General features: G+C 70.3%; 22 protein-coding genes. 8 read left to right on the top strand and 14 right to left on the bottom strand.

Annotation, left to right across the window (positions count from 1 at the left end; all coding sequences use genetic code 11):
• Nucleotides 1-40 precede the first annotated feature (40 nt).
• Nucleotides 41-229: a hypothetical protein gene (locus tag AB8A24_RS10060; protein WP_266379372.1), complete on the bottom strand. Its 189-nt coding sequence runs from the start codon at nucleotides 227-229 to the stop codon at nucleotides 41-43.
• Nucleotides 230-808: 579 nt separating this feature from the next.
• Between AB8A24_RS10060 and AB8A24_RS10055 the strand changes: the two genes are divergently transcribed.
• The 4 genes from AB8A24_RS10055 to AB8A24_RS10040 all read left to right on the top strand — a co-directional run bounded on the left by AB8A24_RS10055 (nucleotide 809) and on the right by AB8A24_RS10040 (nucleotide 6,080).
• Nucleotides 809-4,444: a nitrate- and nitrite sensing domain-containing protein gene (locus AB8A24_RS10055; RefSeq protein WP_328961501.1), complete on the top strand. Its 3,636-nt coding sequence runs from the start codon at nucleotides 809-811 to the stop codon at nucleotides 4,442-4,444.
• Between the two features lie 9 nt (nucleotides 4,445-4,453).
• The gene (locus AB8A24_RS10050; RefSeq protein ID WP_319722215.1) at nucleotides 4,454-4,867 is read left to right on the top strand and encodes a roadblock/LC7 domain-containing protein; all 414 of its coding nucleotides are present in this window, start codon (nucleotides 4,454-4,456) and stop codon (nucleotides 4,865-4,867) included.
• A gap of 93 nt (nucleotides 4,868-4,960) precedes the next feature.
• Complete coding sequence (locus AB8A24_RS10045) at nucleotides 4,961-5,515, top strand: DUF742 domain-containing protein (protein WP_328961503.1); 555 nt, start codon at nucleotides 4,961-4,963, stop codon at nucleotides 5,513-5,515.
• Entirely contained in the window at nucleotides 5,496-6,080 is a 585-nt protein-coding gene (locus AB8A24_RS10040) for an ATP/GTP-binding protein (RefSeq protein ID WP_161288290.1), read from the top strand. Before AB8A24_RS10045 ends, AB8A24_RS10040 begins: the two co-directional genes overlap by 20 nt.
• Nucleotides 6,081-6,276: 196 nt before the next feature.
• On the opposite strand, the gene AB8A24_RS10035 is transcribed toward AB8A24_RS10040, so the two are convergent.
• Nucleotides 6,277-6,480, bottom strand: coding sequence for an acyl-CoA carboxylase subunit epsilon (locus AB8A24_RS10035; RefSeq protein WP_328961504.1), 204 nt, complete (start codon nucleotides 6,478-6,480; stop codon nucleotides 6,277-6,279).
• A 23-nt stretch (nucleotides 6,481-6,503) separates the two neighbouring features.
• A complete protein-coding gene (locus AB8A24_RS10030; protein WP_030763696.1) occupies nucleotides 6,504-8,087 on the bottom strand; it encodes an acyl-CoA carboxylase subunit beta in 1,584 nt (527 codons plus the stop codon).
• Between the two features lie 271 nt (nucleotides 8,088-8,358).
• Between AB8A24_RS10030 and AB8A24_RS10025 the strand changes: the two genes are divergently transcribed.
• Entirely contained in the window at nucleotides 8,359-8,979 is a 621-nt protein-coding gene (locus tag AB8A24_RS10025; protein WP_369475361.1) for a YceI family protein, read from the top strand.
• A gap of 34 nt (nucleotides 8,980-9,013) precedes the next feature.
• Here AB8A24_RS10025 and AB8A24_RS10020 read toward each other — a convergent pair whose 3' ends face one another.
• The 6 genes from AB8A24_RS10020 to ureA form a co-directional block, all read right to left on the bottom strand.
• Nucleotides 9,014-10,372: a hypothetical protein gene (locus tag AB8A24_RS10020; RefSeq protein WP_328961506.1), complete on the bottom strand. Its 1,359-nt coding sequence runs from the start codon at nucleotides 10,370-10,372 to the stop codon at nucleotides 9,014-9,016.
• A gap of 109 nt (nucleotides 10,373-10,481) precedes the next feature.
• Complete coding sequence (cimA, locus tag AB8A24_RS10015; RefSeq protein WP_328961507.1) at nucleotides 10,482-12,110, bottom strand: citramalate synthase; 1,629 nt, start codon at nucleotides 12,108-12,110, stop codon at nucleotides 10,482-10,484.
• Nucleotides 12,111-12,505: 395 nt separating this feature from the next.
• Nucleotides 12,506-13,126, bottom strand: a complete 621-nt coding sequence (locus tag AB8A24_RS10010; RefSeq protein ID WP_369475360.1) for a TetR/AcrR family transcriptional regulator — start codon at nucleotides 13,124-13,126, stop codon at nucleotides 12,506-12,508.
• A 40-nt stretch (nucleotides 13,127-13,166) separates the two neighbouring features.
• Entirely contained in the window at nucleotides 13,167-14,201 is a 1,035-nt protein-coding gene (locus AB8A24_RS10005; protein ID WP_369475359.1) for an agmatine/peptidylarginine deiminase, read from the bottom strand.
• Nucleotides 14,202-14,231: 30 nt separating this feature from the next.
• On the bottom strand, nucleotides 14,232-15,965 hold the full coding sequence (locus AB8A24_RS10000) for an urease subunit alpha (protein ID WP_369475358.1): 1,734 nt from the start codon (nucleotides 15,963-15,965) through the stop codon (nucleotides 14,232-14,234).
• Complete coding sequence (gene ureA / locus AB8A24_RS09995) at nucleotides 15,962-16,672, bottom strand: urease subunit gamma (RefSeq protein ID WP_369475357.1); 711 nt, start codon at nucleotides 16,670-16,672, stop codon at nucleotides 15,962-15,964. The genes AB8A24_RS10000 and ureA overlap by 4 nt, the downstream gene beginning before the upstream one ends.
• Before the next feature lie 156 nt (nucleotides 16,673-16,828).
• Between ureA and AB8A24_RS09990 the strand changes: the two genes are divergently transcribed.
• Nucleotides 16,829-18,262, top strand: coding sequence for a cytosine permease (locus AB8A24_RS09990; RefSeq protein WP_369475356.1), 1,434 nt, complete (start codon nucleotides 16,829-16,831; stop codon nucleotides 18,260-18,262).
• Nucleotides 18,263-18,334: 72 nt separating this feature from the next.
• On the opposite strand, the gene AB8A24_RS09985 is transcribed toward AB8A24_RS09990, so the two are convergent.
• Nucleotides 18,335-18,793, bottom strand: coding sequence for a ricin-type beta-trefoil lectin domain protein (locus AB8A24_RS09985; protein ID WP_328961513.1), 459 nt, complete (start codon nucleotides 18,791-18,793; stop codon nucleotides 18,335-18,337).
• A gap of 301 nt (nucleotides 18,794-19,094) precedes the next feature.
• Here AB8A24_RS09985 and AB8A24_RS09980 point away from each other — a divergent pair, with 301 nt between their 5' ends.
• Nucleotides 19,095-19,865 (top strand): cytochrome c biogenesis protein CcdA, encoded by a 771-nt coding sequence (locus AB8A24_RS09980; RefSeq protein ID WP_328965835.1) that lies wholly within the window; start codon nucleotides 19,095-19,097, stop codon nucleotides 19,863-19,865.
• A 164-nt stretch (nucleotides 19,866-20,029) separates the two neighbouring features.
• Here AB8A24_RS09980 and AB8A24_RS09975 read toward each other — a convergent pair whose 3' ends face one another.
• From AB8A24_RS09975 to AB8A24_RS09960, 4 genes are all read right to left on the bottom strand, one after another.
• On the bottom strand, nucleotides 20,030-21,115 hold the full coding sequence (locus AB8A24_RS09975; protein ID WP_328961514.1) for a branched-chain amino acid aminotransferase: 1,086 nt from the start codon (nucleotides 21,113-21,115) through the stop codon (nucleotides 20,030-20,032).
• A 225-nt stretch (nucleotides 21,116-21,340) separates the two neighbouring features.
• Nucleotides 21,341-22,381: a 3-isopropylmalate dehydrogenase gene (locus AB8A24_RS09970; RefSeq protein WP_030763728.1), complete on the bottom strand. Its 1,041-nt coding sequence runs from the start codon at nucleotides 22,379-22,381 to the stop codon at nucleotides 21,341-21,343.
• A gap of 90 nt (nucleotides 22,382-22,471) precedes the next feature.
• Nucleotides 22,472-22,600 (bottom strand): hypothetical protein, encoded by a 129-nt coding sequence (locus tag AB8A24_RS09965; protein WP_266379422.1) that lies wholly within the window; start codon nucleotides 22,598-22,600, stop codon nucleotides 22,472-22,474.
• 260 nt (nucleotides 22,601-22,860) lie between these two features.
• A complete protein-coding gene (locus AB8A24_RS09960) occupies nucleotides 22,861-23,730 on the bottom strand; it encodes a LysR family transcriptional regulator (protein WP_369475355.1) in 870 nt (289 codons plus the stop codon).
• 102 nt (nucleotides 23,731-23,832) lie between these two features.
• Here AB8A24_RS09960 and AB8A24_RS09955 point away from each other — a divergent pair, with 102 nt between their 5' ends.
• Entirely contained in the window at nucleotides 23,833-24,846 is a 1,014-nt protein-coding gene (locus tag AB8A24_RS09955; RefSeq protein WP_369475354.1) for an NADP-dependent oxidoreductase, read from the top strand.
• Nucleotides 24,847-24,888: the final 42 nt, after the last annotated feature.

Here is a 24,888-nt window from a genome sequence, read left to right as displayed (position 1 = left end):
CGCGGCGGGCAGCGGCGCTTCACGTTCCTTTGCGGGGTGGCTACTCCGCGGCGGCGGCGACCGGCACGTTCATCAGGATGGTGCGGCGCGGGTTCGCGGTCTGCGTCGGCAGCTCGACGGAGTGCTCCGGGGTGGCCGGTGCCGCCTGCAGTTCCTCGGCGTCCTTGAGGTGCGCGAGGGTCGTGCGGCGGGGGTTGGCTATGTTGCGGAACATCGTCGTCGTCTTCATCGGAGTTCGGGGTCCTCGGTTCGATCTGTGAGTGTCGGCTGTCGCATGCACCAACCCTGGCGCCAACCCTTTAAGGGGCAAGGCTAAACATCTGAATCCCCCGGCGAACCAGGAAGTAATGGCCACGGCTATGTGAGTTTGCTCACCCTTGACCGGACATTACCGGCATAATGGACAGTCAACTCCACCCCCCAAAACGGACATTGCGCCACTGAATGCGCCATTCCGCTCCTGATCATCTCGACTGGGACACCTTGACGGCCGCGTTGTTTGGATGGCGTAAGTCCGGTTTCTACCGAATGCAGTCGCACATCGCGTAGCCCTTCCATCACAAGCCGTAACCGACTCTCCGGGCCGATACTCGCACCTTGTTGGAGATCCTCCACTGTGCTGGAATTCGCGGGACCGCCGCGGGAATCAGCCGGCGCGCAGGTGGCGCGACACCGCGCCGAGCGCGGTGGCAAAGAGAGGAAGACGCGCCGGTCACCGACGACCACCATGGGGCGGCAAGTGCCCCACGACTCGACACCGTCCCACCGGTCGCCCGGCGGGACGCCTGGTCCAGAGGTTGCGACGCTAGTGCAGGGACGATTCAAGAGGGATGGCAGCGCTGCGGCGGAGCAGGAGCCGCGCGGCGGGACCGACCGTGGCTCCTCGCCCCAGCACGCCCAGAACCGCGGGCCGGCTGTCGAAGGCGCAGGCCCCGACACCTCCGCCGCGGTGAAGGCGAAGGGCCGTGGGAAGTCCGTGAAGGCCAGGGTCAAGGCGAAAGCCGCACCCGCCGCGCCTGCCGGACCGGCTGAGCAGGACGTGGCGATACCGAAGGCCCCCAGCGGGCCCGGTTCTCGTCTCGCCATGCAGAACTGGCGCATCAGCACGCGACTGGTGTCGCTGCTGACCCTGCCGGTCGTCGCCGCCACCACGCTCGGTGGTTTCCGTATCAACGACTCGCTCAACGACATCGCGCAGCTGGAGCACATGCAGCTGCTGACGACGATGACGCGACAGGCCACCAACCTGGCCGCCATGCTCCAGGAGGAGCGCGACCTCTCCGCGGGTCCGCTCTCCCTCTCCAGGGGCAGGACCACCAGCCAGGTCGACGTCGTCCGTCAGCAGACGGACACCGCCGCCAAGGCCTTCGCCGCCGCGACCGACAAGGTCGACAGCACGGGCGAGAAGGACGACACGCTCCGGTCGATCCGTAACAACGTCCTGCAGATCGGTCGCCAGCTCACCAACATCGAGACGATCCGCACCCGGGCCTACGTCAACGGCGCCCAGCAGACCGTCAGTGAGTACAACGCGGTCATCGTCTCGCTGCTCTCGCTCTCCCAGGACATGGCGCAGGCCACCTCCAACCCGGAGATGATCAAGCGTACCCGTGCCCTGGCCGCGTTCTCCGCCGCCAAGGAATACGCCTCCATCCAGCGCGCGATCATCGCCGCCTCGCTCCCCGACACCAATGAGCGTCAGGGTGAGCTGAAGGAGAACGACCGGCTCTACGCCCTCTCCGCCCAGAAGGGCGAGCAGCAGGCGAAGACGACCTTCGGACTCGTCTACCAGGGCCGCACCGAGGAGCTCCTCGCCGGTCTGGGCGACAGCAACTCCGAGATCTCCACCGCCGACGGCTACTCCCGCCGTGTCCTGGCCAGCCAGGACGCGTTCCTCCGGGAGAAGAACCGCTCGTGGCTCGACTGGTACGACGCCGACGGCACGAAGCTCCAGGCCATGAAGGTCATCGAGCTGACGCTGCTCGAGGAGATGGAGCAGAAGGCCCGTGAGCTGAAGAACGAGGCCCAGCAGGACGCCATCATCAACGGTGCCCTGATCCTCCTCGTCCTCGGTGTCTCCCTCGTCGGCGCCTTCGTCATGGCCCGGTCGATGATCCGCTCGCTGCGCCGCCTGCAGGACACCGCGACGCGCGTCGCCCAGGACCGGCTGCCCGAGCTCGTCAAGCAGCTGTCGGAGTCCGACCCGCAGGACGTGGACACGACGGTGGAGTCCGTCGGTCTGCACACCCGCGACGAGATCGGCCAGGTGGCCGCGGCCTTCGACGACGTGCACCGCGAGGCCGTCCGCCTCGCCGCCGAGCAGGCCCTCCTGCGAGGCAACGTCAACGCGATGTTCACCAACCTCTCGCGCCGTTCGCAGGGCCTCATCCAGCGCCAGCTCTCGCTCATCTCCGAGCTGGAGTCCCGCGAGGCCGACCCGGACCAGCTGTCCTCGCTCTTCAAGCTCGACCACCTCGCGACCCGCATGCGCCGTAACGGTGAGAACCTCCTCGTCCTCGCGGGCGAGGAGCCTGGCCGCCGGTGGACCCGCCCCGTCCCGCTGGTCGACGTGCTCCGTGCCGCCGCCTCCGAGGTGGAGCAGTACGAGCGTGTCGAGCTGGCCTCGGTGCCCGGCACCGATGTCGCCGGCCGCGTGGTCAACGACCTCGTGCACGTCCTCGCCGAGCTGCTGGAGAACGCCACCTCGTTCTCCTCCCCGCAGACCAAGGTCAAGGTCACCGGTCACGCACTGCCCGACGGCCGCGTGCTCGTCGAGATCCACGACACCGGTATCGGCCTCTCCCCCGAGGACCTCGCCGCGATCAACGAGCGACTCGCGTCGCCGCCGACCGTGGACGTCTCCGTCTCCCGCCGCATGGGCCTGTTCGTGGTCGGCCGCCTGTCCCTGCGACACGGCATCCGCATCCAGCTGCGCCCCTCCGACTCGGGTGGTACGACGGCCCTCGTCATGCTGCCGGTCGACGTCGCCCAGGGCGGCAAGAAGCCGGCTCCGATGCCGGGCCAGGGTGGTCAGGGCGGCCCCGGTGGCGCTCCGGGTGCTCCCGGTGCGCAGGGTGCCGTGGGCGGTGCGCCCGCGCGTCCGTCCGTGGGCTCGGGCCCGCAGCGCGGTCAGGTCGCCGGTGGCGGCCAGCGCGCCGCGCTGCCGGGTCGCGACGGCGCCGGTCAGCGTCCGCAGGGCCCGCAGGGCGGTCGCCCGCAGCAGGGTGGTCCCGGTGCTCCCGGTGGCCGTCCGCAGCAGGGTCCGACCACCGCGGGTCAGGGTCAGGGTGCCTTCGGTTCCGGTGCGCCGCTGCCGGCCCGCGGTCCGGTCGCCAGTGCCGGATTCGGTGGTGGCTCGCAGGCCCGTCCGGCTTCCGGTCCGACCGGATACCCGCAGGGCAACGGCTTCGAGCGTCCCCAGCAGCCGCAGCAGCAGGCGCAGCAGCAGCCCCAGCAGCCGGCCGCTCCCGCGGCACCGGCTCCGAACGGCCCGCGCCCGCAGCTCCCGCCGCGCGGTGGCGCTCCCCGTGCCGAGCTCCCCGGCCCGCAGACCACCAGCTGGGGCAGCGACCAGGCCCGCGGTCACGACGAGCTCTCGGGCCCCGGCTCGACGGCCGAGTTCGCCCGCCCGGACTTCAACGCCCCGATGCCCCAGGCGGACGGCGGCAACAGCACGACCGGACAGTTCGAGCGTCCGGACGTGCGGGGCCCCATGAACCCGTCCACCACCGGCCAGTTCGAGCGCCCGGGCTACCAGCCCCAGCGTCCCGGCGGCCCCGGTGTCGGCGGCCACGCCCCGCAGCAGCCCCAGGCTCAGGCTCCGCAGGCCGGCAACGGGTACGCACCCGCACCGTCCGCGCGCCCCGAGACCCCGCGGCTGCCGCAGGCTCACCGGCCGGAGGCCCTGCCCCCGGCCCCGAGCTCCGGCGACGCCCGCAGCCCGATCTTCGACACCCTGGAGTCGAACTGGTTCCGCGAGGAGGGGCAGCAGCCCCCCGCGCAGGGACCGGCCACGACCATCCCCCAGCAGGGTCAGCAGTCCGCTCCGGCCGCCCCGGCGCCGCAGCAGCAACTGCCGAAGCGCGGCCAGGAGCCGGCCGCGGAGTCCGCCGGCACGGCGACCGGCACCACGCCGACCGTCAGCTGGCGGTCCTCGCCGAACGACGAACTGATGCGCCAGGCCGAACGCGTGCGTCAGCCCGCCGCAGGCGGCATCACGACCTCGGGCCTGCCCCGCCGGGTCCCGCGGGCGAACCTCGTGGCCGGCACCGCGCAGCAGCAGGCCGAGGCGCAGGCGGGTCCCCAGGTCTCACGCGCCCCGGACGACGTCCGTGGCCGTCTGACCAACCTCCGACGCGGTATCCAGCAGGGCCGTCAGGCCGGCAACAACGGACCGGCGACCGGCAGTTACCACATCGACCCCACTTACCAGCAGGAGCGTTAGTTGAGTTCGATGAGCCAGGCGGCACAGAACCTGAACTGGTTGATCACCAACTTCGTGGACAACACCCCCGGGGTGTCCCACACGGTGGTGGTCTCCGCCGACGGACTCCTTCTGGCGATGTCCGAAGGATTCCCCCGCGACCGCGCCGATCAGCTGGCGGCCGTGGCCTCCGGACTGACCTCGCTGACCGCCGGTGCCTCCCGCATCTTCGAGGGTGGCGCCGTCAACCAGACCGTGGTCGAGATGGATCGAGGATTCCTCTTCCTCATGTCCGTCTCGGACGGATCGTCCCTCGCAGTGCTCGCGCACCCGGAGTGCGACATCGGCCTCGTAGGCTATGAGATGGCTCTTCTGGTGGATCGCGCGGGCAGTGTCCTCACTCCGGACCTGCGTGCCGAGCTGCAAGGAAGTCTTCTCAACTAGCAGACAGGCAGTGCGTTTCGCGCCATCGCACCATAGGGTGCGGTGGCGCGGTTCCACAGGGAGTACTGCGTTCTTGGAGTCGGAGGAGGAAACGTGACAACACCCGGAGGACATCCTTATGGCGGCGCGCAGCAGCCGCAGGGTGGGCACGACCAGAACCGCTTCAACTTTCCCTCCGCGCCCAGCCGGCCGGTGCCGGAGCAGCATCCCTACCAGCAGCAGCAGTACGGACAGCCCCAGCAGCCCCAGTACCAGATGCCTCAGCAGCCGCCTCCGCGCGCCGCGCGGCAGCCGGCGCCGAAGGCCCACAACCCGCTGGTGCGTCCGTACGCGATGACCGGCGGCCGTACTCGGCCGCGCTACCAGCTCGCCATCGAGGCGCTGGTCAGTACCACGGCGGATCCCGCGCGTCTGCAAGGGCAGTTGCCCGAGCACCAGCGCATCTGCCGCCTGTGCCAGGAGATCAAATCCGTAGCGGAGATCTCGGCACTTCTCTCCATTCCTCTTGGTGTCGCCCGTATCCTCGTCGCCGACCTGGCGGAGGCGGGCCTTGTCGCCATTCACCAGCCCGGCGGCGACGAGTCTGCCGGTGGCCAGCCAGATGTGACACTGCTCGAAAGGGTGCTCAGTGGACTTCGCAAGCTCTAACGGCGGAGCGGCTCCCCGCTCCACCACCTCCGCGAAGATCGTGGTGGCGGGCGGCTTCGGCGTGGGCAAGACCACGTTCGTCGGCGCGGTCTCCGAGATCAACCCGCTGCGCACCGAAGCCGTGATGACCAGCGCCTCGGCCGGGATCGACGACCTCACCCACACCGGTGACAAGACGACCACCACCGTCGCCATGGACTTCGGCCGCATCACGCTCGACCAGGACCTGATCCTGTACCTCTTCGGTACCCCGGGCCAGGACCGCTTCTGGTTCATGTGGGACGACCTGGTCCGCGGCGCCATCGGCGCCGTCGTCCTCGTGGACACGCGCCGCCTCGCCGACTGCTTCCCCGCCGTCGACTACTTCGAGAACAGCGGCCTGCCGTTCGTCGTGGCCCTCAACGGCTTCGACGGGAACCAGGCCTACACGCCGGAGGAAGTCCGCGAGGCCCTGCAGATCGGCCCGGACGCCCCGATCATCACCACCGACGCCCGCCACCGCGCGGACGCCAAGAGCGCGCTCATCACGCTCGTCGAGCACGCCCTCATGGCGCGCCTGCGGTAGCAGTCCTGCCGCACCCGACAGGCCCCTGTGTCACGCGACGCGGGGGCCTTCGTCATGCCGCCGCGCCCCCGCACCACGGTCCGCCGTCTCCCGGGCGCCTACGGGGCTTCGCGCGGCCGGCGCCCTCGGCGGGGACGACGGGTACGCGGAAGGCCCCGCACCCTGGACGGGTGCGGGGCCTTGCGGGCTCGGGAACTCAGCCCTGCCAGCTGTGCGGGGCGCGGAAGCCGGGCGTGCGCTCCAGGCGGCGCCAGCCGGCCTGGCCGGGCACGCGTGCCGGGGTCTCCTCGGGCGTGGCGGCGGCGCGGGCGAGGAGGATCGCGGTGATCGCGGCCAGTTCCTCGGGGGCGGCGTTGCCCTTCTCGACCTTCAGCAGGGTGTCTGTGGCGGTGATGCTCATGTGGTGGCAGGTCTCCTTCGCGGTTACTGCGGCGGGTTGCCGTGCTTGCGGGACGGCAGATCGGCGTGCTTGTTGCGGAGCATCGCGAGGGCGCTGACCAGGACCTCGCGGGTCTCGGCCGGGTCGATGACGTCGTCGACGAGACCGCGCTCCGCCGCGTAGTACGGGTGCATCAGTTCGGCCTTGTACTCCTTGACCATCCGCACGCGCATGGCCTCGGGGTCCTCGGCGTCCGCGATCTGCTTGCGGAAGATGACGTTGGCCGCGCCCTCGGCGCCCATCACGGCGATCTCGTTGGTCGGCCAGGCGTAGGTGATGTCCGCGCCGATGGACTGGGAGTCCATGACGATGTACGCGCCGCCATAGGCCTTGCGCAGGATCAGGGAGATCCGCGGGACGGTGGCGTTGCAGTACGCGTACAGCAGCTTGGCGCCGTGGCGGATGATGCCGCCGTGTTCCTGGTCGACGCCCGGCAGGAAGCCGGGGACGTCCAGCAGCGTGATGATCGGGATGTTGAAGGCGTCGCACATCTGGACGAACCGCGCGGCCTTCTCGGAGGCCTCGATGTCCAGGACACCGGCGAGGTGGCCGGGCTGGTTGGCGACGATGCCGACGACCTGGCCGTTCATCCGGGCCAGCGCGCAGATGATGTTGCGGGCCCAGCGCTCGTGGATCTCCAGGACGTCGCCTTCGTCGACGAGTTCCTCGATGACCTTGAGCATGTCGTACGGGCGGTTGCCGTCCGCGGGCACCAGGTCCAGGAGGACCTCGCTGCGGCGGTCGGCCGGGTCGCTCGTCTCGTGGACGGGCGGGTTCTCGCGGTTGTTGGAGGGCAGCATCGAGATGAGGTAGCGGACCTCGGAGATGCAGGTCTCCTCGTCGTCGTACGCGAAGTGCGCGACGCCGGAGGTCTCGGCGTGCACGTCGGCGCCGCCGAGGCCGTTCTGGGTGATCTCCTCGCCGGTCACCGCGCGGACCACGTCCGGGCCGGTGATGAACATCTGCGAGGTCTCCCGGACCATGAACACGAAGTCCGTCAGCGCCGGGGAGTAGGCGGCGCCACCGGCGCAGGGGCCCAGCATGACCGAGATCTGCGGGATGACACCCGAGGCCTTGGTGTTGCGCTGGAAGATGCCGCCGTAGCCGGCCAGCGCCGAGACGCCCTCCTGGATACGGGCGCCGGCGCCGTCGTTCAGCGAGACCAGCGGGGCACCGGCCGCGATGGCCATGTCCATGATCTTGTGGATCTTCGTCGCGTGGGCCTCACCCAACGCGCCGCCGAAGATCCGGAAGTCGTGCGCGTAGACGAAGACCGTACGGCCCTCGACCGTGCCCCACCCGGTGATCACACCGTCGGTGTAGGGCTTCTTGTTCTCCAGGCCGAACCCGGTCGCCCGGTGCCGACGCAGCTGCTCGACCTCCCGGAAGGAACCCTCGTCGAGCAGCAACGCGATGCGCTCACGGGCGGTCAGCTTGCCCTTCGCGTGCTGCGTCTCGGTCGCGCGGTCACTGGGGCCACGCCTCGCCTGCTCACGCAGGGAGTGCAGCTCGGCCACGCGCCCGCGGGCGTCCGTCGGCTCGCTCGGGGTCTGGTCCACAACGGTCATGTACCGACCTTACGAAGATCGCGATGAAAAACCTCCGTTCATTCCGCACAGTCTCGGGAGTCTTCCGCTGTCCGGCCCGCACAGTACGCCCGGTGGATGTACGGACTCCGCCAGACGGGGCACCCGCCCGTTGTGGGACCTTCACAAAAAGACCTGACACCTCGCCTAGATGTTGAAATTTGAACGGAATGGGTCTAGCGTCGTCCTCGTTGAAGTCGTTGAAGATTCAACAGATTATTCGACCGAGCAGCACACGACCGAGGAGCAAGTCATGGGTCTCTTCACCCGCCGCAACCAGAACGTGAACGTCCAGGACGGCGCCGCCGTCGCCACCTTGGCAGTGGACCCGGCGCTCGCCGCCCTCACCGGTGACTACGTCATCGACCCCGCCCACAGCAGCATCGGCTTCACCGTCCGCCACGCCATGGTCACCAACGTCCGCGGGGCCTTCACCGAGCACGAGGGCACCTTGCACCTGGACGGCGCCGACCCGGCGCGCTCCACCGCCTCCATCGACGTCAAGATCGCCTCCGTGGACACCGGCATCGCCGACCGCGACGGTCACCTGCGCGGCGGCGACTTCTTCGACGCCGAGACCTTCCCGCTGATGACCTTCCGCTCCACCGAGGCGCGTCAGCTCGGCGGGGACGCCTACCGCATCACCGGTGAGCTGACCATCAAGGACGTCACGCGCCCGCTCTCCATCGACCTGGAGTTCAACGGCTCGGCCACCGACCCCTACGGCAACGAGCGCGTCGGTTTCGAGGGCTCCACCGAGATCCTGCGCTCCGACTGGGGCCTGACGTGGAACGCCGCCCTGGAGGCCGGCGGTGTGATGGTCAGCGACAAGGTGAAGCTGACCTTCGACATCTCGGCCATCAAGCAGGCCTGACGCTCGACCGCCGGGACGCCGGAACCGGGGGCGGTCAGAACCCGCCCCCGCCGTCGAAGCCGCCGCCCCCGTCGAACCCCCCGCCGCCGAAGTCCCCGCCGCCGAAGTCGGACGGGTCGAAGTCGGCGCCGGAGACGTCCCCGCCCTCGAAGCCGCTGCCCGCACCGCCGCCGAAATCCGAGGCGTAGGCGGGGCTGGACATCATCGAACCGAGCATCGTGCCCACCAACAGACCGGGCAGGATGCCGCCGCCGAAGTACCCGCCGGCCCAGGGACCGTACGCCGGGCCGGCGTCGTAGTACGGCCGCGGCCCACGTTCGGTCTCGACCGTACGGACCGCCGGGTCCAGACCGTCGCGCAGTCGTACCGCGTCCGCCGTGCAGACCGGCACGGTACGGGCCGCCCCGCCGGCCGGAGCCCAGGTGGCGTCCTCGGTGCTCGGCCCGTGGCGCGGGTCGAAGAAGCAGGGCGAGCGGCGCTCGGGAAGCGGCCTGCCCTGCCGGCGCGCGTCGAGGGTGGCCAGCGCGAAGCGGCCGTCCTCCAGAGCCTGGGTGACGCCCTTGACCTCATCGGGGCGCTGCACCGAGGCCATGATCTGCTTGGCCTTCTCGTACGAGTCGAGCCCCTGCTCGTAGTCCCCCCGCATGGCGTCGTCGGCGCCGGGCTCGCCGGGGTGGAAGTCGAGCCGCTCCAGCTCCTCGCCGAAGGCGGTGATGTCCTCGTCGACGACCACGCTCAGCCGGGCGATGGCCTCGCGCCGGGTCTCTTCCTTCTGCTTCCGGTTACGGCGGACCAGCGCGTACGCACCGCCGCCGCCCACCACGGCCACCGCCCCGAGGGCGATCAGGGCGCCGACCGGGGCGCCCTGCTCGGCTCCGGTGGTGCCCCAGGAAGCGGGGGCGCTGCCCTTGACCTGGGTCAGGGCCTGGTCCACGAAGTTGTCGAGCTGGGTGTTCGCGTCCACCGGTGCGCCGGTCTTCACGGCCTCGGTGAGGTTGCGTACGGCGTTGTTCGGCATGACCGTCTTGTCGGCGCCCGCCTTGAAGCCGTCGCCGAGCCGGATCGCGTAGAGCCCGGTGATCCCGGTCTCGGCACGGACCGCGCCGAGCACCTTGTCCTGGGGGAACTCGGCGGTCGCCGGCAGCACGGCCACGAACACCGGCTTCCCGGCGTCCTTGATCTTCTTCGCGAGCGCGTCCGCCTGGGCCGTGGACAGCTGCGCCTCGGCCCCGGGGGCCACGTAGACCGGACCCTGCTTGAGGGCCTCCCCCACGGCGGCGACCCCGTCGGCCGCGGACGCCTGCGGCGCGGCCACCAGGGCGGTCGCCGACAGCCCCAGCAGCAGACCGGACAGCAGCGCCCCGAAGCGTATGGACATCAGCCTGGTCTTCATATCGAAGACGCTACCGGAACCGGTACTTTCCCGTGTGAGCTGGACATAAGGGCCTCGCCGGGTCGAAGCCCGGCGAGGTGGGGTCCGGCGGACACGGACCCGGCGCGGGCTACTCGGCCGGTTCGACGCCCGCGTGCAGCAGGCCGTAGGTGAACGCGTCCTCCAGGGCCTGCCAGGACGCCGCGATCACGTTCTGGGCCACCCCGACCGTGGACCACTCGCGCTCGCCGTCGGTCGTGGCGATCAGCACGCGGGTCGTGGACTCCGTACCGTGCGTGCCCTCCAGGATGCGGACCTTGTAGTCGACGAGCTCGAACTTGGCGAGCTGCGGGTAGAACCGCTCCAGCGCCACCCGCAGCGCCCGGTCCAGCGCGTTGACCGGGCCGTTGCCCTCCGCCGTGGCGACGATCCGCTCGCCCTTGGCCCACAGTTTGACCGTGGCCTCGTTGGCGTGGGTGCCGTCCGGGCGGTCCTCGACGATGGCCCGCCAGGACTCGATGCGGAAGTACTTGCGGGCGCGGCCTTCGGCCTCGGCGCGCAGCAGCAGTTCGAAGGAGGCGTCGGCGGCCTCGTAGGTGTAGCCCTTGAGCTCGCGCTCCTTGACCCGCTCCACGACCCGGGAGATCAGTGCGCGGTCCCCGCCCAGCTCGACGCCGAGCTCCTTGCCCTTGAGCTCGATGGAGGCGCGGCCGGCCATGTCGGAGACCAGCATCCGCATGGTGTTGCCGACCCGCTCGGGGTCGATGTGCTGGTAGAGGTCGGGGTCGACCTTGATGGCCGAGGCGTGCAGGCCCGCCTTGTGCGCGAAGGCGGAGACGCCGACGTAGGGCTGGTGCGTGGAGGGGGTGAGGTTCACGACCTCGGCGATGGCGTGCGAGATGCGGGTCATCTCGGCGAGCGCACCGTCGGGGAGCACCTTGCGCCCGTACTTGATCTCCAGGGCGGCGACCACGGGGAAGAGGTTGGCGTTGCCGACGCGTTCGCCGTACCCGTTCGCCGTGCACTGGACGTGGGTGGCGCCCGCGTCCACCGCGGCCAGGGTGTTGGCGACGGCGCAGCCGGTGTCGTCCTGGGCGTGGATGCCCAGGCGGGCGCCGGTGTCGGCGAGGACGGTGGCGACGGTCGCGGTCACCTGGGCGGGCAGCATGCCGCCGTTGGTGTCGCAGAGGATGACCACGTCGGCGCCGGCCTCGTGGGCGGCGCGGACGACGGACTTGGCGTACTCCGGGTTGGCCCGGTAGCCGTCGAAGAAGTGCTCGCAGTCGACGAAGACGCGGCGGCCCTGGGCGACCAGGTGGGAGACGGTGTCGCGGACCATCTCCAGGTTCTCGTCGAGGGTGGTGCGCAGGGCGAGTTCGACGTGGCGGTCGTGGGACTTGGCGACGAGCGTGATGACCGGGGCGCCGGATTCCAGCAGGGCCCGCACCTGCGGGTCCTGGGCGGCCGAGCCGCCCGCGCGCCGGGTCGCGCCGAAGGCGACCAGCTGGGCGTTCTTGAAGGAGATCTCCGCGCGGGCCCGGGAGAAGAACTCGGTGTCCCGAGGGTTGGCGCCGGGCCAGCCGCCCTCGATGAAGCCCACTCCGAAGTCGTCCAGGTGCCGGGCGATCGTCAGCTTGTCGGCGACGGTGAGGTTGATGCCCTCGCGCTGCGCGCCGTCGCGCAGGGTGGTGTCGAAGACGTGGAAGCTGTCGTCCAGGCCTTCGGACAGCGCAGTCGCCGCCTCTGGTGTCGTCGTCATGCTGATCTGACTCCTGTCGGATGAGTGGTTCCGGATGCCCGCCTGAGGGGGCAGGCCGCCGTCACTGCCCCCATCATCGCGCGCGGTCCGTTCCCGGTACGGATGGTCCGGGAAACGAAAAAACCCCTCGCGGGTAGCGAGAGGTCTGCGCGCGGGTCCGAGGCACGGTGGCCGCTTCCGCGAAGTTCTTCCGCGGTTCAGCGGCCACTGGGGACCGGCGCGCTGCTGGCGATAATCATGAGCTGAGCAGGCACGCCGGCAGTCTGCCACATCGCCCACCGTCGATGGACAGGCATCTCACCATGCGGGCACTGTGTCGCGCGGGCGGTCCACGGACCCCCCTAGGTCGTCTCTTTCGGATCTTGTCGGGCCCGACAAGATCCGAAAGAGACGACCTAGCGCTGCGGGGAGAGGTTCTCCACCAGGAATTCCCTCACGTGGGCGAGGATCGCCGTGCGGTCCAGGGTCGGCAGGCCCACCGCCAGCTGGATGCTGAATCCGTCGAGCAGGGCCCGGACGCGGGTCGCCACGCGCTCGGCGTCGACCGGGCGGAACTCCCCGCGCGAGATGCCCTCGGCGAGGAGGGCCACCAGGTCGCGGTGCCAGGCGCCCTCGATGGCCGCCTGCCGGTCGCGCTCCTGAGGGCCCGCGTTCTGGGAGCGGTTCCAGACCTCCAGCCACAGCGTCCAGTGCGGGTCGCGGGGGCGGGTGGGCACGTACAGGTCCACGTACGCCTGCAGGCGTTCGCTCACCGGGCCGCGGCGGGCGAGCAGGGCCCTCCGCTCGCCGCCCAGCTCCGCCTCGCTCCACTCCAGGGTCTGCAGCAGGAGCTCGTCCTTGCTGCGGAAGTAGTAGAGGAGGTGGCCGCTGCTCATGCCGACCTCGCGGCCCAGTCCGGCCATGGTCAGGCCTTCCAGGCCGCGCTCGGCGATCGTGGCCATGGCGGCGACGAGTACGTCCTCGCGCGGGGGCGCGTTCTTCCGCGCCGCGCGTACCGGTACTCCACCCGCCACCATGGACCCACTCCTTGTCGGTCGGCTGCCGGTCGTCTGCGGATCAGACCTTCGGCTGCTGCTGGGTGATGCAATGAATGCCGCCACCCCCGGCGAAAATCGTACGTGCGTCGACGAGGGTCACGGTGCGCTCGGGGAACAGTCCGCGGAAGATCTCGGCGGCCTCCTCGTCACGCGGGTCGTCGAAGGCGCACAGCACGACACCGCCGTTGCACAGGTAGTGATTGATGTACGAGTAGTCCACCCACTCCCCGTCCTCCTCCAGCACGGTCGGCGCCGGGACCTCCACGACCTCCAGCTGCCGCCCGCGGGCATCGGTGGACGCGCGCAAGATGGCCGCGATGGTCTTGCAGCGTTCGTGGTCCGGGTGGGCCGGGTCGGGCTGGGTGTGGACCATGACGACCCCGGGGCGGGCGAAGGCCGCGACGATGTCGACGTGGCCCTGGGTGCCGTAGGTGCCGTAGTCGCCGGCCAGGCCGTACGGCAGCCAGATCGCCTTGGTGGTGCCGAGGTGGGCGTGGATCTCGGCCTCCACCTGCTGACGGGTCCAGCCGGGGTTGCGGCCCTCGCCGAGCTGGACGGTGTCGGTGAGCAGGACGGTGCCCTCGCCGTCGACGTGGATGGCGCCGCCCTCGTTGACGAGCTCGGTGCTGTAGGTGCGGGTGCCGATCACGTCCGAGACATGGCGCGCGATCTTGGAGTCGTGGTCCCAGCGGGCCCACTCCTGGGCGCCCCAGCCGTTGAAGGTCCAGTCGACGGCGGCGAGCTCGCCGGCGTCGTTGGTGACGAAGGTCGGGCCGATGTCGCGCATCCAGGCGTCGTCGAGCTCCTGCTCGACCAGCTGTACGTCGTCGCCGACGATGGCACGGGCGCTCTCCGCGTCACCGGGCGAGACCACGAGGGTCACCGGCTCGTACGCGCGGACGGCGCGGGCGACGGCGCCCCAGGCCTCGCGGGCCTCGGCGAGTTCCTGCGCGTTGGTGAAGGTGGAGTTGGGGCTGGGCCAGGCCATCCAGGTGCGCTCGTGGGGCGTCCACTCGGCAGGCATCCGGAAGCCGTGGTTCACAGGCTTGGTCATGGCAGGCAGGTCCTTACGGGCTGTGCTGACTTACAGGAAGTACAGGCGGTTGAGGGAGACCGATTCGGCAGCTTCGGAGCGCAGCGGTTCCCCGTCGAGGGAGACCAGTCCGCTGCGCGCGTCCACATCGACCGCGCCCACCCGGGAGTTGAGCAGCAGGTCCTTGGGGCCGATCCCCCGGGTGCCGCGGACGGCCACGCGGCGCCGGCGGGTCGGCATCTCGTCGCTGCCGAGGGCCGCGGCCGCGGCGGAGACGAAGGCGACGGAGATGTCGGCGGCCGTGGCCCCGTACGAGCCGAACTGCGGGCCGAGGACGAGTGGTTCGCAGGTGTCGGTGGCGGCGTTGGGGTCGCCGGTGACTCCGTAGGCCGGGAAGCCGGACTTGAGGACGAGTTGGGGTTTGGCGCCGAAGAACGGGGGGCGCCACAGGACGATGTCGGCGAGTTTGCCGACTTCGATGGAGCCGATCTCGTGGGCGAGTCCGTGGGCGATGGCGGGGTTGATGGTGAGTTTGGCGATGTAGCGCAGGACGCGGGCGTTGTCGTCGCCCTCGCCGTCGCCGTCCATCGGGCCGAGTTCGCCCTTCATCTTGGCGGCCATGGCGAAGGTGCGGCGGATCGTCTCGCCGGCGCGTCCCATGCCCTGGGCGTCGGAGGAGGTGATGCCGATCGCGCCCAGGTCGTGCAGTACGTCCTCGGCGCCCATCGTGCCGGCGCGGATCCGGTCGCGGGCCATGGCGGCGTCGCCGGGGAGGTCGGGCTTGAGGTCGTGGACCGAGACGATCATGCCGTAGTGCTCGGCGACCGCGTCCCGGCCGAAGGGCAGCGTGGGATTGGTGGAGGAGCCGATGACGTTCGGCACGCCCGCCATCTTGAGCACGTTGGGGACGTGTCCGCCGCCGCAGCCCTCGATGTGGAAAGCGTGGATGGTCCGGCCGTCCAGGACGCGCAGGGTGTCCTCGACGGACAGGCACTCGTTGAGGCCGTCGCTGTGCAGGGCGACCTGCACGTCGTGCTCCTCGGCCACCCGTAGCGCCGTGTCCAGGGCCCGGGTGTGCGCGCCCATGTCCTCGTGCACCTTGAAGCCGGACGCGCCGCCCTCGGTGAGGGCTTCGACCAGCGGGGCGGCGTCGGAGGAGGAGCCGCGGGCGAGGAAGCCGATGTTGACGGGCCAGGCGTCGAAGGCGTTGAAGGCGTGCTTCAGCGCCCACGGGGAGTTGACGCCGACGCCCCAGACGGGGCCGAACTCCTGGCCGATGATCGTGGTGACGCCTGCGGCGAGGGAGGCTTCCATGATCCGCGGGGAGAGCAGGTGGACATGGGTGTCCACGGCCCCGGCCGTCGCGATCAGCCCCTCCCCCGACACGATCGAGGTGCCGGTGCCGACGACCACGTCGACCCCGTCCAGGGTGTCCGGGTTGCCGGCCCGCCCGATCGCGTGGATCCGACCCTCGCGGATACCGATCGACACCTTGCGGATACCGAGGACGGCGTCGATGACCAGCACGTTGCTGATCACCACGTCGCACGTCTCACGGACCGCCGCCGCCTTCAGGTGCAGGCCGTCACGGGCGGTCTTGCCGAAACCGGCCAGGAACTCGTCGCCCGGCTTCTGCGCGTCGTACTCGACCCGGACGGTGAGCCCGGAGTCGCCCAGCCGGACCCGGTCCCCGGCCCGCGGGCCGAAGACGGACGCGTACTCGTGCGGGTCGATGTGCCGACCGCCCGGCGCACAGTGGTCGCTGTGCGCGGTCTTCCTGCTCACACCAGATCTCCGTCCTCGTGCTCGGCACTGACGCCGAGGTAGCCGCAGGCCGCCGCACGACGCAGCGCCTCGTCCTTGGCCCCGGGCGCGTCCAGAGGCCCGTCGACCAACCCCGCGAAACCGATCGCGATCCGGTCCCCACCGATGGGGACCAGACCGACCTCACCCTCGCCGTGGGGATCGAACCGCACGGACGAGCCCGCCGGCACGCACAACCGCATCCCGTAGGCGGCGGCCCGGTCGAAGTCCAGCCGCGGGTTCGCCTCGAAGAAGTGGAAGTGCGAGGTCACACTCACCGGAACGGCGGCGGTGTTGCGCACGTGCAGGTGCAGGACCGGCTCGGGCTGGGGGGCGCCGGGGCCGGGGACGACCGCGCCCGGCGCGTCGTCGCCGAGCGGGACCGCGCCCTGGATGGGGGACGAGACCACCGCGAGGCGGGATCCGTCGTCGAAGACGGCCTCCACGTGGACCTCGGCGACCACGTCGGCGACGCCGGGCAGGACATCGTCGGGACCCAGCACGCCGCGGCCCTCCTCGATGGCCTCCGCGAGCCGCTTGCCGTCGCGCGCCGCCTCGCAGACCGTGTCCGCGATCAGCGCGGTGGCCTCCGGGACATTCAGTTTCAGGCCACGGGCCCGCCGGGCCCTGGCCAGCTCCGCAGCGCTGCGGAGCAGCAGCCGGTCGCGCTCCGTAGGGGTCAGCCGCACGCCGATCCACCACCTCTTGAGTCGATGGGTTAGAGCATCACTCTAACTCTTCATTTCGTTGCAGGGAATCATTGACCTGGGGGCAGGCCTTGGGCCACATTGAATGTCGCTCAAACAAAGCGCAACCACCCCCCGCCCTGCCAAGGGAGTCCCCCCATGCCCATCGAACAGCGCGGAGTCGACACCATCCCCGAGGACGAGCGGACGAGCGGTCCCCGTGACCTGATCTCGATCCTTCTCGGCTCCAACCTCTGCCTCGGTGTGATCGTCTTCGGCTGGCTGCCCCCGTCCTTCGGACTGGGCCTGTGGCCCTCGGTCACCGCCATCGTGACCGGCACGCTCGTCGGTATCGCCTTCACCGCGCCGCTGGCGCTCGTCTCCCTGCGCACCGCGACCAACCTCTCGACCTCCAGCGGCGCACAGTTCGGCGTCCGCGGCCGGCTCGTGGGCTCGGTGGTGGGTCTGCTGCTCTCGCTCGGCTACACCGCACTCACCCTGTGGATCGGCGGCGACGTGATGGTGGGCGTCCTCTCGCGGCTCACCGGGCTGCCGGACACCGGGGTCACGCGCGGCGTGATGTACGGCGGACTCGCCGCGTGTACCGTCGTCGCGGCCGTCTTCGGCTACCGACTGCTGCTGCGCATGAGCAAGATTCTGGCCATCGGGATGGTGGTACTGCTGGCCGTCGGCGTCTTCGCCTACTCCGGGGACTTCACCACCGCCGCCCCGCCGGAGACCGCGTACCTGCTCGGCTCCTTCTGGCCGACCTGGATCCTCGCCGCCGTCGCCGCCGGGCTCAGCGGCCCGGTCGCCTTCATCACCCTGCTCGGCGACTACACCCGCTACATCTCCCCGCGCCGGCACAGCTCCCGCAAGGTCTTCTGGGCCACCGGCTTCGGGCTGCTCTTCGGCCTCCTGATCCCGCAGCTGTTCGGCACCTACACGGCGCTCGCGGCCCGGGCCGGAGCGGAGTACGCCGGCCCGCTGGTGGCGGCCTCGCCCTTCTGGTACCTGATCCCGCTGCTCGCCGCCGCCGCTGCCGGTTCCGTGGGCAACGCCGGGCTGATGCTCTACTCGATGGGCCTCGACCTCGACGCCATCGTGCCCAAGGCCACCCGGACCACGGCCACCCTGGTCGCCGCGGCCGTCGCCACAGCCTTCGTCTTCATCGGCTCCTTCGAGTGGGACGTGCAGTCGGCGATGACCTCGTTCGTGCTGGTACTGACCGCGATCGGCACCCCGTGGGCCGTGATCACCCTCATCGGGTACGTGCGCTGCCGCGGGCGCTACGACGCCGACGCGCTCCAGGTCTTCAACCGCCGCTCGGTGGGCGGGATCTACTGGTTCCGCTCCGGCTGGAACCTCGCCGCCACCGCCTCCTGGGCGATCGGCGCCGGCGTCGGCCTGCTCGCCGTGACCACCCCCTTCTACGAGGGCCCGCTGCTCTCCCTCACCGGCGGCGTGGACTGCTCCTTCGTCCTGTCGGGCCTGACGGGCGGGCTCGTGTACACCGCCCTCACCGCCCGCCGCTCCCCCGCCCCGGTTCCGGCCCCGGCGGTCAGCGCCGCCGAGGAGCGGGCGAGCGCCTGAAGTTCCCCCGTACGAGCGCAGGCCCGCGCCCCGGAGACTCCGGGGCGCGGGCCTGCGTACGTGGGGCGCCGGTCAGGACCAGCGCTGGTAGTTGCCGCCGTTGTCCGGCAGCGTGTAGACCTGCCCCGTCTGGTTGCTGTCCAGAACGCGGCCGGTGGCCTTGTTCGTGATCTTCCAGCCGTTGGAGGTCTTCGTCTCCCACCACTTCTGGTAGTCGTTGCCACCCTGGCAGCTCCGGAGGTAGACATTGCCGGCGGCGTTGCTGTCGAGGCAGACATCACCGGAGCCCTTGTGGGCCTTGAGCTGCCAGGATCCGTCGCCCTGCTTGACCTCGCGCCACCTCGGGGTGCTGTCACTTCCGGTCAGCACCATCCCGAAGGTTCCCTGCGCGACCATCAGGTATTTCCCGGTAGCGACGTTGCGCCAGGACACATTGCCGTCGGCGAATGCGTTCGTGGCCGCGCCGAGAGCCAGAGCCGGAACCATCAGGGCAACAGAAACGGGCCGTACGACCCGCCTACTGATCTTCAATTCATTCCCCTTCGTTTCGGGGCAGGTTCTTTTGACCGAAGGGCTGGTCAAGCCCCCGGTCGACCCCCTGTCGGATCACCCACCCCAAACCACGACCGTGCCCGAAGCCCGCACACGCGTCCCATGGATTTAATCGGGCAATTGCCAAGAACGGCATGAATATCGACATAGGGTGGTTATCGCCTCCGATGCCCCCGCGCCCGGCCCGCACCCTGACCGCAGCCGTGCGGATGCCGCGTGCCACACTGGGGAGACCTACCGTCTGCGCACGTGCCTCGACCGGGCCGCGAACAAGGAGGCCCTGGTGGTCCTGGCATCGACTACGTCGGTGGTGACGAGCGGCACCCTGGTCGCCGCCGTACCGGTGGCCCTCCTGGCCGGCATCATCTCGTTCTTCTCCCCCTGCGTGCTGCCGCTCATCCCGGGATACCTCGGCTACGTCACGGGGCTTTCCGCCTCCACGCTGGACCCCGAGGCGCGGGAGGAAAAGCGCGGCCGGATGCTTCTGGGCGCGCTCCTGTTCGTCATCGGATTCTCGGCCCCATTCATCACCACGGGCGCCTTCTTCGGGTATTTCGGCAACACCCTGTCCGCATACAAGGACACGCTCAACATAATTCTGGGAAGCCTGACGATCCTGTTCGGGCTCGCCTTCATGGGATTCCTCCCCGGTTTCACGCAGCGGGACTTCCGGATCCACCGGAAGCCCGGAGCCGGACTGCTCGGTGCACCGGTACTCGGCTTCACGTTCGGGCTCGGGTGGTCGCCCTGCATGGGCCCGACCCTCGGAGCCGTGATGAGCCTGTCCATGGGGCAGGAGAGCCCGGGCCGGGGCGCACTCCTCGTGTCCTTCTTCTGCCTGGGACTGGGCGTTCCCTTCATCCTCACCGCGGTCGCCTTCCGTCGGTCGATGAAGACGTTCGGATGGGTCAAGAAGCACTACTCGCTGGTGCTCAGGATCGGCGGCGGATTCCTCATCGCGGTCGGCGTACTCCTCGTCACCGGGCTCTGGAGCGACTTCGTCTACCAGCTGCAGATCTGGCTGCCCGCTTCCAACGCGGTCGGAATCTGAGCCGGGCGACCTCTCCGGCGCGGCGAAGTATCAGCCCCCGTAAGCCTCTTCACCTGAAAAAGCGCCTCCGACGGGGCGGGAACAAGGACTTCGACAGTCCCCGCTCCCGCTCGCCGGAGGCGCTTCCCGGTTTTCGGGCCACCTGCGGCGGCCCGCTGCGCGGACTAGCCCAGCGGGTGCATCCAGCCGTGGGTGTCGGCGCTGTGGCCGGTCTGGAGCTCCAGCAGCGCCTTGCGCAGGCGCATGGTGACCTGGCCCGGCTCACCGTCGCCCTGGATCCAGTTGGCGCGCTCGGACTTGACCGAGCCGACCGGGGTGATGACGGCCGCGGTACCGCAGGCGAACACCTCGGTGAGGGTGCCCTTCTCGTTGTCGCGCTGCCAGTCCTCGGTGGTCAGGCGGCCCTCCTCGGCGGTGTAGCCGAGGTCGCGGGCGATGGTGAGGAGGGAGTCGCGGGTGATGCCGGGAAGGAGCGAGCCGGTGAGCTCCGGGGTGACGATGCGGTCGCCGTACACGAAGTACAGGTTCATGCCGCCCATCTCCTCGATCCAGCGGTGCTCGACGGCGTCGAGCCAGACCACCTGGTCGCAGCCGTGGGAGGCCGCCTGGGCCTGCGCGACCAGCGAGGCCGCGTAGTTGCCGCCGGTCTTGGCCGCGCCGGTGCCGCCCTTGACCGCGCGGACGTAGTCCTCGGAGAGCCAGACGGACACGGGCTTGACGCCACCGGGGAAGTACGCGCCGGCGGGCGAGGCGATGACGATGAAGAGGAACTCGTTCGCCGGGCGGACGCCGAGGCCGACCTCGGAGGCGAACATGAACGGCCGCAGGTAGAGCGAGGCTTCGCCGGAGTCCGGCACCCAGGCACGGTCCTGCTTGATCAGCGCGTCGCAGGCCTCGATGAAGAGCTCGGTCGGCAGCTCCGGCATGGCCATGCGGCGCGCGGAGGACTGGAAGCGCGCGGCGTTGGCCTCGGGGCGGAAGGTGGCCACGGTGCCGTCGGGCTGGCGGTAGGCCTTGAGGCCTTCGAAGATCGTCTGCGCGTAGTGCAGCGTCATGTTCGCCGGGTCGATCGCGAGCGGCGCGTACGGGACCAGCTCGGCATCGTGCCAGCCGCGACCCTCGGTCCACTTGATCGTCACCATGTGGTCGGTGAAGTGGCGGCCGAAGCCGGGGCTGGCCAGGATCGCCTCGCGCTCCGCATCGGACAGCGGGTTCGAGGAGGGCTTGAGCTCGATCGTGGGCGTCGTCATGAGTGCTTGTCCTTCACCGGTTGTGTATGGCGGACCGCGCTCACGGCGTACTAGGACGTCCGAGCTTCCCCGCATTCCGCGGCCTCGCGTTCGATTATCGCGCGCGGGCAGGCTTCGGAGAAGCGGGGAAAGCGGCCCAGGGGAGATGGTGGCACCCGGGGCCGCACAGGAGAAGCAGCCGGGTCCCATTGTGACCCGGCGGCTTCCTGAGGTGGAGCTGCCGGGTCAGCCGGCTACTCGAGCGGCGAGGGCGTCGCCGATCGCGTCGGTGGAGCGGAAGGTTCCGTCACGCTCCGCGAGGTCGGCGGAGACCGCGTCCTCGATGCGGACGGCCTGGGCCTCGTAGCCCAGGTGGCGCAGCAGGAGGGCGACCGAGAGGATCGTCGCGGTCGGGTCGGCCTTGCCGGTGCCGGCGATGTCCGGGGCCGAGCCGTGGACGGGCTCGAACATGGACGGGAAGGCGCCGGTCGGGTTGATGTTCCCGGAGGCGGCGAGGCCGATTCCGCCGGTCACGGCGGCGGCCAGGTCGGTGAGGATGTCACCGAAGAGGTTGTCCGTGACGATGACGTCGAAGCGCTCGGGCTGCGTGACGAAGAAGATCGTCGCGGCGTCGACGTGCAGGTAGTCGGTGGTGACCTCGGGGTACTCCTGGCCGACCTTGTCGAAGATGTTCTTCCACATGTGGCCCGCGTACACGAGGACGTTGTTCTTGTGGACCAGCGTCAGCTTCTTGCGGGGACGGGCGTTCGCCCGCTCGTACGCGTCACGGACGACGCGCTCGACGCCGTACGCGGTGTTGATGCTGACCTCGGTGGCCACCTCGGCGGGGGTGCCGGTGCGCAGGCTGCCGCCGTTGCCGGTGTACGGACCCTCGGTGCCCTCGCGGACCACGACGAAGTCGATCTCCGGGCGGCCGGCGAGCGGGGTGGCCGTGTTCGGGAACAGCTTCGACGGGCGCAGGTTGATGAAGTGGTCGAAGGCGAAGCGGAGCTTCAGCAGCAGACCGCGCTCCAGCACGCCGGAGGGGACCGAGGGGTCGCCGATGGCGCCGAGCAGGATCGCGTCGTGATGCTTGAGCTCTTCGAGCTCCGCCTCCGGGAGGGTCTCACCGGTGCGGTGCCAGCGCTGGGCGCCGAGATCGTATTGCTTGGTCTCCAGCTTCACATCCTGGGGCAGGACCGCGGTAAGGACCTTGAGTCCCTGAGCCACGACTTCCTGGCCGATGCCATCACCGGGGATCACTGCGAGATTGATGCTGGTCGACATGACGGAACCGTACTCCGTGTCCCAGCCCTCAGACATTCTGCGTCCACCATGTGGACGAATGTGCACGCAGAACGTCTCGGGCGGCGCAGGTCAGTGGCCGGTCGACCCGCCGTTGTCACGGCGGTCGAGGGCGCGCTGGAGGGCGGCGGCGGCGTTCTTGCGGTCGTCGGCCGAGGCGGAGGTGTGGCGGACGCGGCGGGTGGCGGTGGAAGCGGTCATGGTGATCGACTCCTTGAGATCACGGCGTGGCGGGGCCACGGATGAGGGGTTCCTTCAAGGCGCCGGAAGAGGCGGGGAGCGGTGCGCCGCAGGGGTTGCCTGCCAGGGGCGCGCGCTCTCGACCGCCATTCGCCTGATCGGCGAGACGTTCGGCTTCTACAAAGCTAGGGCAGGTCTCGTTGTATGTCTCGGCAATTACTCGGGCTTCCTACTATCTGAGACGCGCGGTCCCCCGGAAAGCCCCGCCCAGTGGGTCCGTTTCAGCCCTTCTCGGAGCGAAGTTCCCTGATCAGAGCCCGCACGGCGAGAGTTGAGGCCGATTCCGCCGTAGTGACGTATCCCACCTGTCTCACCGGCCCCGCAGGGCCCAGATCGGTGATGTCCACCGCCTCGGTCGCCTCCCTCAGGGACAGCTCGGGCATGATCGCCATACCGAGCCCGCGGCCGACCATCGTCAGCACCATGGCGTCGTCCTCCGCCTTGACCGTCGCCCGCGGGATCCAGTCCTGGGCCCGCCACCAGGAGCGGGTGCAGGAACCGCAGTTCTCGTCCCAGTCCATGAGCGGCAGGCCCTTCGGGTCCGGGTGCCCGGCCGGGTGGACCAGCCGGTACGCCTCCTGCGTGAGCACCCCGGTCAGCAGGCCGGGGGCCATGTCCTGCGGGCCGCCCAGCGTGGCGATGCCCAGGTCGGCGCGGCCCGCCGCCACCTCCCCGGCCGTACCGGCGCCGATCTCGCGCACCACGCGGACCTCGGGGCGGATGCCCGGGTGCCGGGCCGTGAGCCGTTCCAGCGCGGGCGGCAGCAGGTGCAGGGCCGCGCTGCGGAACGCGGCGATCCGCAGCACCCCCTCCACCGCGCCGCGGCCCGCGCCCCGGACCTCCGCGCCGAGGGCCTCGTACATCCGCAGGATCCGGCGGGCGAGGGCGACGGCCCGCACCCCCGCCGGGGTGGGTGTGGCCCCGGCCCGGCCGCGATCGAAGAGCACCGCGCCGACCTTGGTCTCGCTTCCGCGCACCGCGTGCGAGACGGCCGACTGGGTGAGGCCGAGCGCGGCCGCGGCGGCGGAGAAGCCGCCGCTGTCGGCGACGGCGACCAGGATCCGCAGCTCTTGGGGCAGCAGGTCGGGCACGGGGGGCTCTCACCTCGTTGTATGAGCGATGTGCATGGATGTGCGCGTTCCATGAACGCAACCCCCTGCCCGGGCCGCCCATTCCTTCCTAGCCTCGGGCCCATGACCACGAACACCGCTCACGCCGTCCACCAGATCGCCCGCCCCACCGGCTTCCCCACCACCACGGACTTCACCTACGCCGCCTCCCCGGTCCCGCGGCCGGGTCCCGGCACCGCGCTCGTCGAGAACCTCCTGCTCTCGGTGGACCCGTACCACCGGGGCATGATGGACGGCGGGGAGGGCGGCTTCGAACTGAACACCCCGCTGGAGGGCCGCTCGGTGGGCCGGGTGCTCGCCTCCCGCGACCCGGGGCTGCGCGAGGGTGACCTGGTCTTCCACCGCGCGGGCTGGCGGACCCACGCCCTGGTCACCCTCGGCGTGGACGGGACGCGCAAGCTGCGGGGCCACGACGGGGTGCCGCTGGAGGCGTACCTCTCCATCCTGGGCGGCACCGGCCTCACCGCCTACGCGGCCCTCACCCGGACGGCGGCCCTGCGAAGCGGCGAGGACCTCTTCGTCTCCGCCGCCGCGGGCGGGGTCGGCACGGCCACCGGCCACATCGCCCGACTGCTCGGCGCCCGACGGATCGTCGGCAGCGCGGGCTCGGCGGCCAAGGTCCGCCACCTCACCGGCACGCTGGGCTTCGACGCGGCCTTCGACTACCACGACGGCCCGGTCGGCGAGCAGCTCGCGCAGGCCGCCCCGGACGGGATCGACGTCTATGTGGACAACGTCGGCGGGGACCACCTGGAAGGGGCGATCGAGGCGCTCCGCGAGTACGGGCGGGTCGCCTGGGTCGGCGCGATCTCGATGTACAACGGGGACCGCTCACCGGCCGCGCCCCGCAACCTCCTCGAGGTCGTACACAAGTCCCTCCGTCTGGAAGGGGTATTGGTTCGCAATCACACCAATCTGCAGGAGGAGTTGGAGGACTTCCTCGTCCCTCATCTGCGCAGCGGCCGGGTCGGTACCGACACCACCGTTGTCCAGGGATTCGACCGGACCGTGGAGGCCTTCCTGGGCATGCTCCGCGGGGACAATCTGGGCAAGATGCTGGTCCGGATCGGCGCCTGATTCCGGGCACCCTCAAGTTCACCGATTTCTTACCGCACGGAT

Source organism: Streptomyces sp. BF23-19 (genome assembly GCF_041106355.1).
Lineage (GTDB): Bacteria > Actinomycetota > Actinomycetes > Streptomycetales > Streptomycetaceae > Streptomyces > Streptomyces virginiae_A.
The sequence above is the reverse complement of the archived record's forward strand: the minus strand, read 5'-3'. Positions and strand labels throughout refer to the sequence as shown.

Coding starts and splice junctions, on each gene's coding strand:
- AB8A24_RS10060 (WP_266379372.1), bottom strand. CDS start 229: ATGAAGACGACGACGATGTTCCGCAACATAGCCAACCCCCGCCGCACG.
- AB8A24_RS10050 (WP_319722215.1), top strand. CDS start 4,454: ATGAGCCAGGCGGCACAGAACCTGAACTGGTTGATCACCAACTTCGTG.
- AB8A24_RS10035 (WP_328961504.1), bottom strand. CDS start 6,480: ATGAGCATCACCGCCACAGACACCCTGCTGAAGGTCGAGAAGGGCAAC.
- AB8A24_RS10030 (WP_030763696.1), bottom strand. CDS start 8,087: ATGACCGTTGTGGACCAGACCCCGAGCGAGCCGACGGACGCCCGCGGG.
- AB8A24_RS10025 (WP_369475361.1), top strand. CDS start 8,359: ATGGGTCTCTTCACCCGCCGCAACCAGAACGTGAACGTCCAGGACGGC.
- AB8A24_RS10020 (WP_328961506.1), bottom strand. CDS start 10,372: ATGAAGACCAGGCTGATGTCCATACGCTTCGGGGCGCTGCTGTCCGGT.
- cimA (WP_328961507.1), bottom strand. CDS start 12,110: ATGACGACGACACCAGAGGCGGCGACTGCGCTGTCCGAAGGCCTGGAC.
- AB8A24_RS10010 (WP_369475360.1), bottom strand. CDS start 13,126: ATGGTGGCGGGTGGAGTACCGGTACGCGCGGCGCGGAAGAACGCGCCC.
- AB8A24_RS10005 (WP_369475359.1), bottom strand. CDS start 14,201: ATGACCAAGCCTGTGAACCACGGCTTCCGGATGCCTGCCGAGTGGACG.
- AB8A24_RS09990 (WP_369475356.1), top strand. CDS start 16,829: ATGCCCATCGAACAGCGCGGAGTCGACACCATCCCCGAGGACGAGCGG.
- AB8A24_RS09975 (WP_328961514.1), bottom strand. CDS start 21,115: ATGACGACGCCCACGATCGAGCTCAAGCCCTCCTCGAACCCGCTGTCC.
- AB8A24_RS09970 (WP_030763728.1), bottom strand. CDS start 22,381: ATGTCGACCAGCATCAATCTCGCAGTGATCCCCGGTGATGGCATCGGC.
- AB8A24_RS09965 (WP_266379422.1), bottom strand. CDS start 22,600: ATGACCGCTTCCACCGCCACCCGCCGCGTCCGCCACACCTCCGCCTCG.
- AB8A24_RS09955 (WP_369475354.1), top strand. CDS start 23,833: ATGACCACGAACACCGCTCACGCCGTCCACCAGATCGCCCGCCCCACC.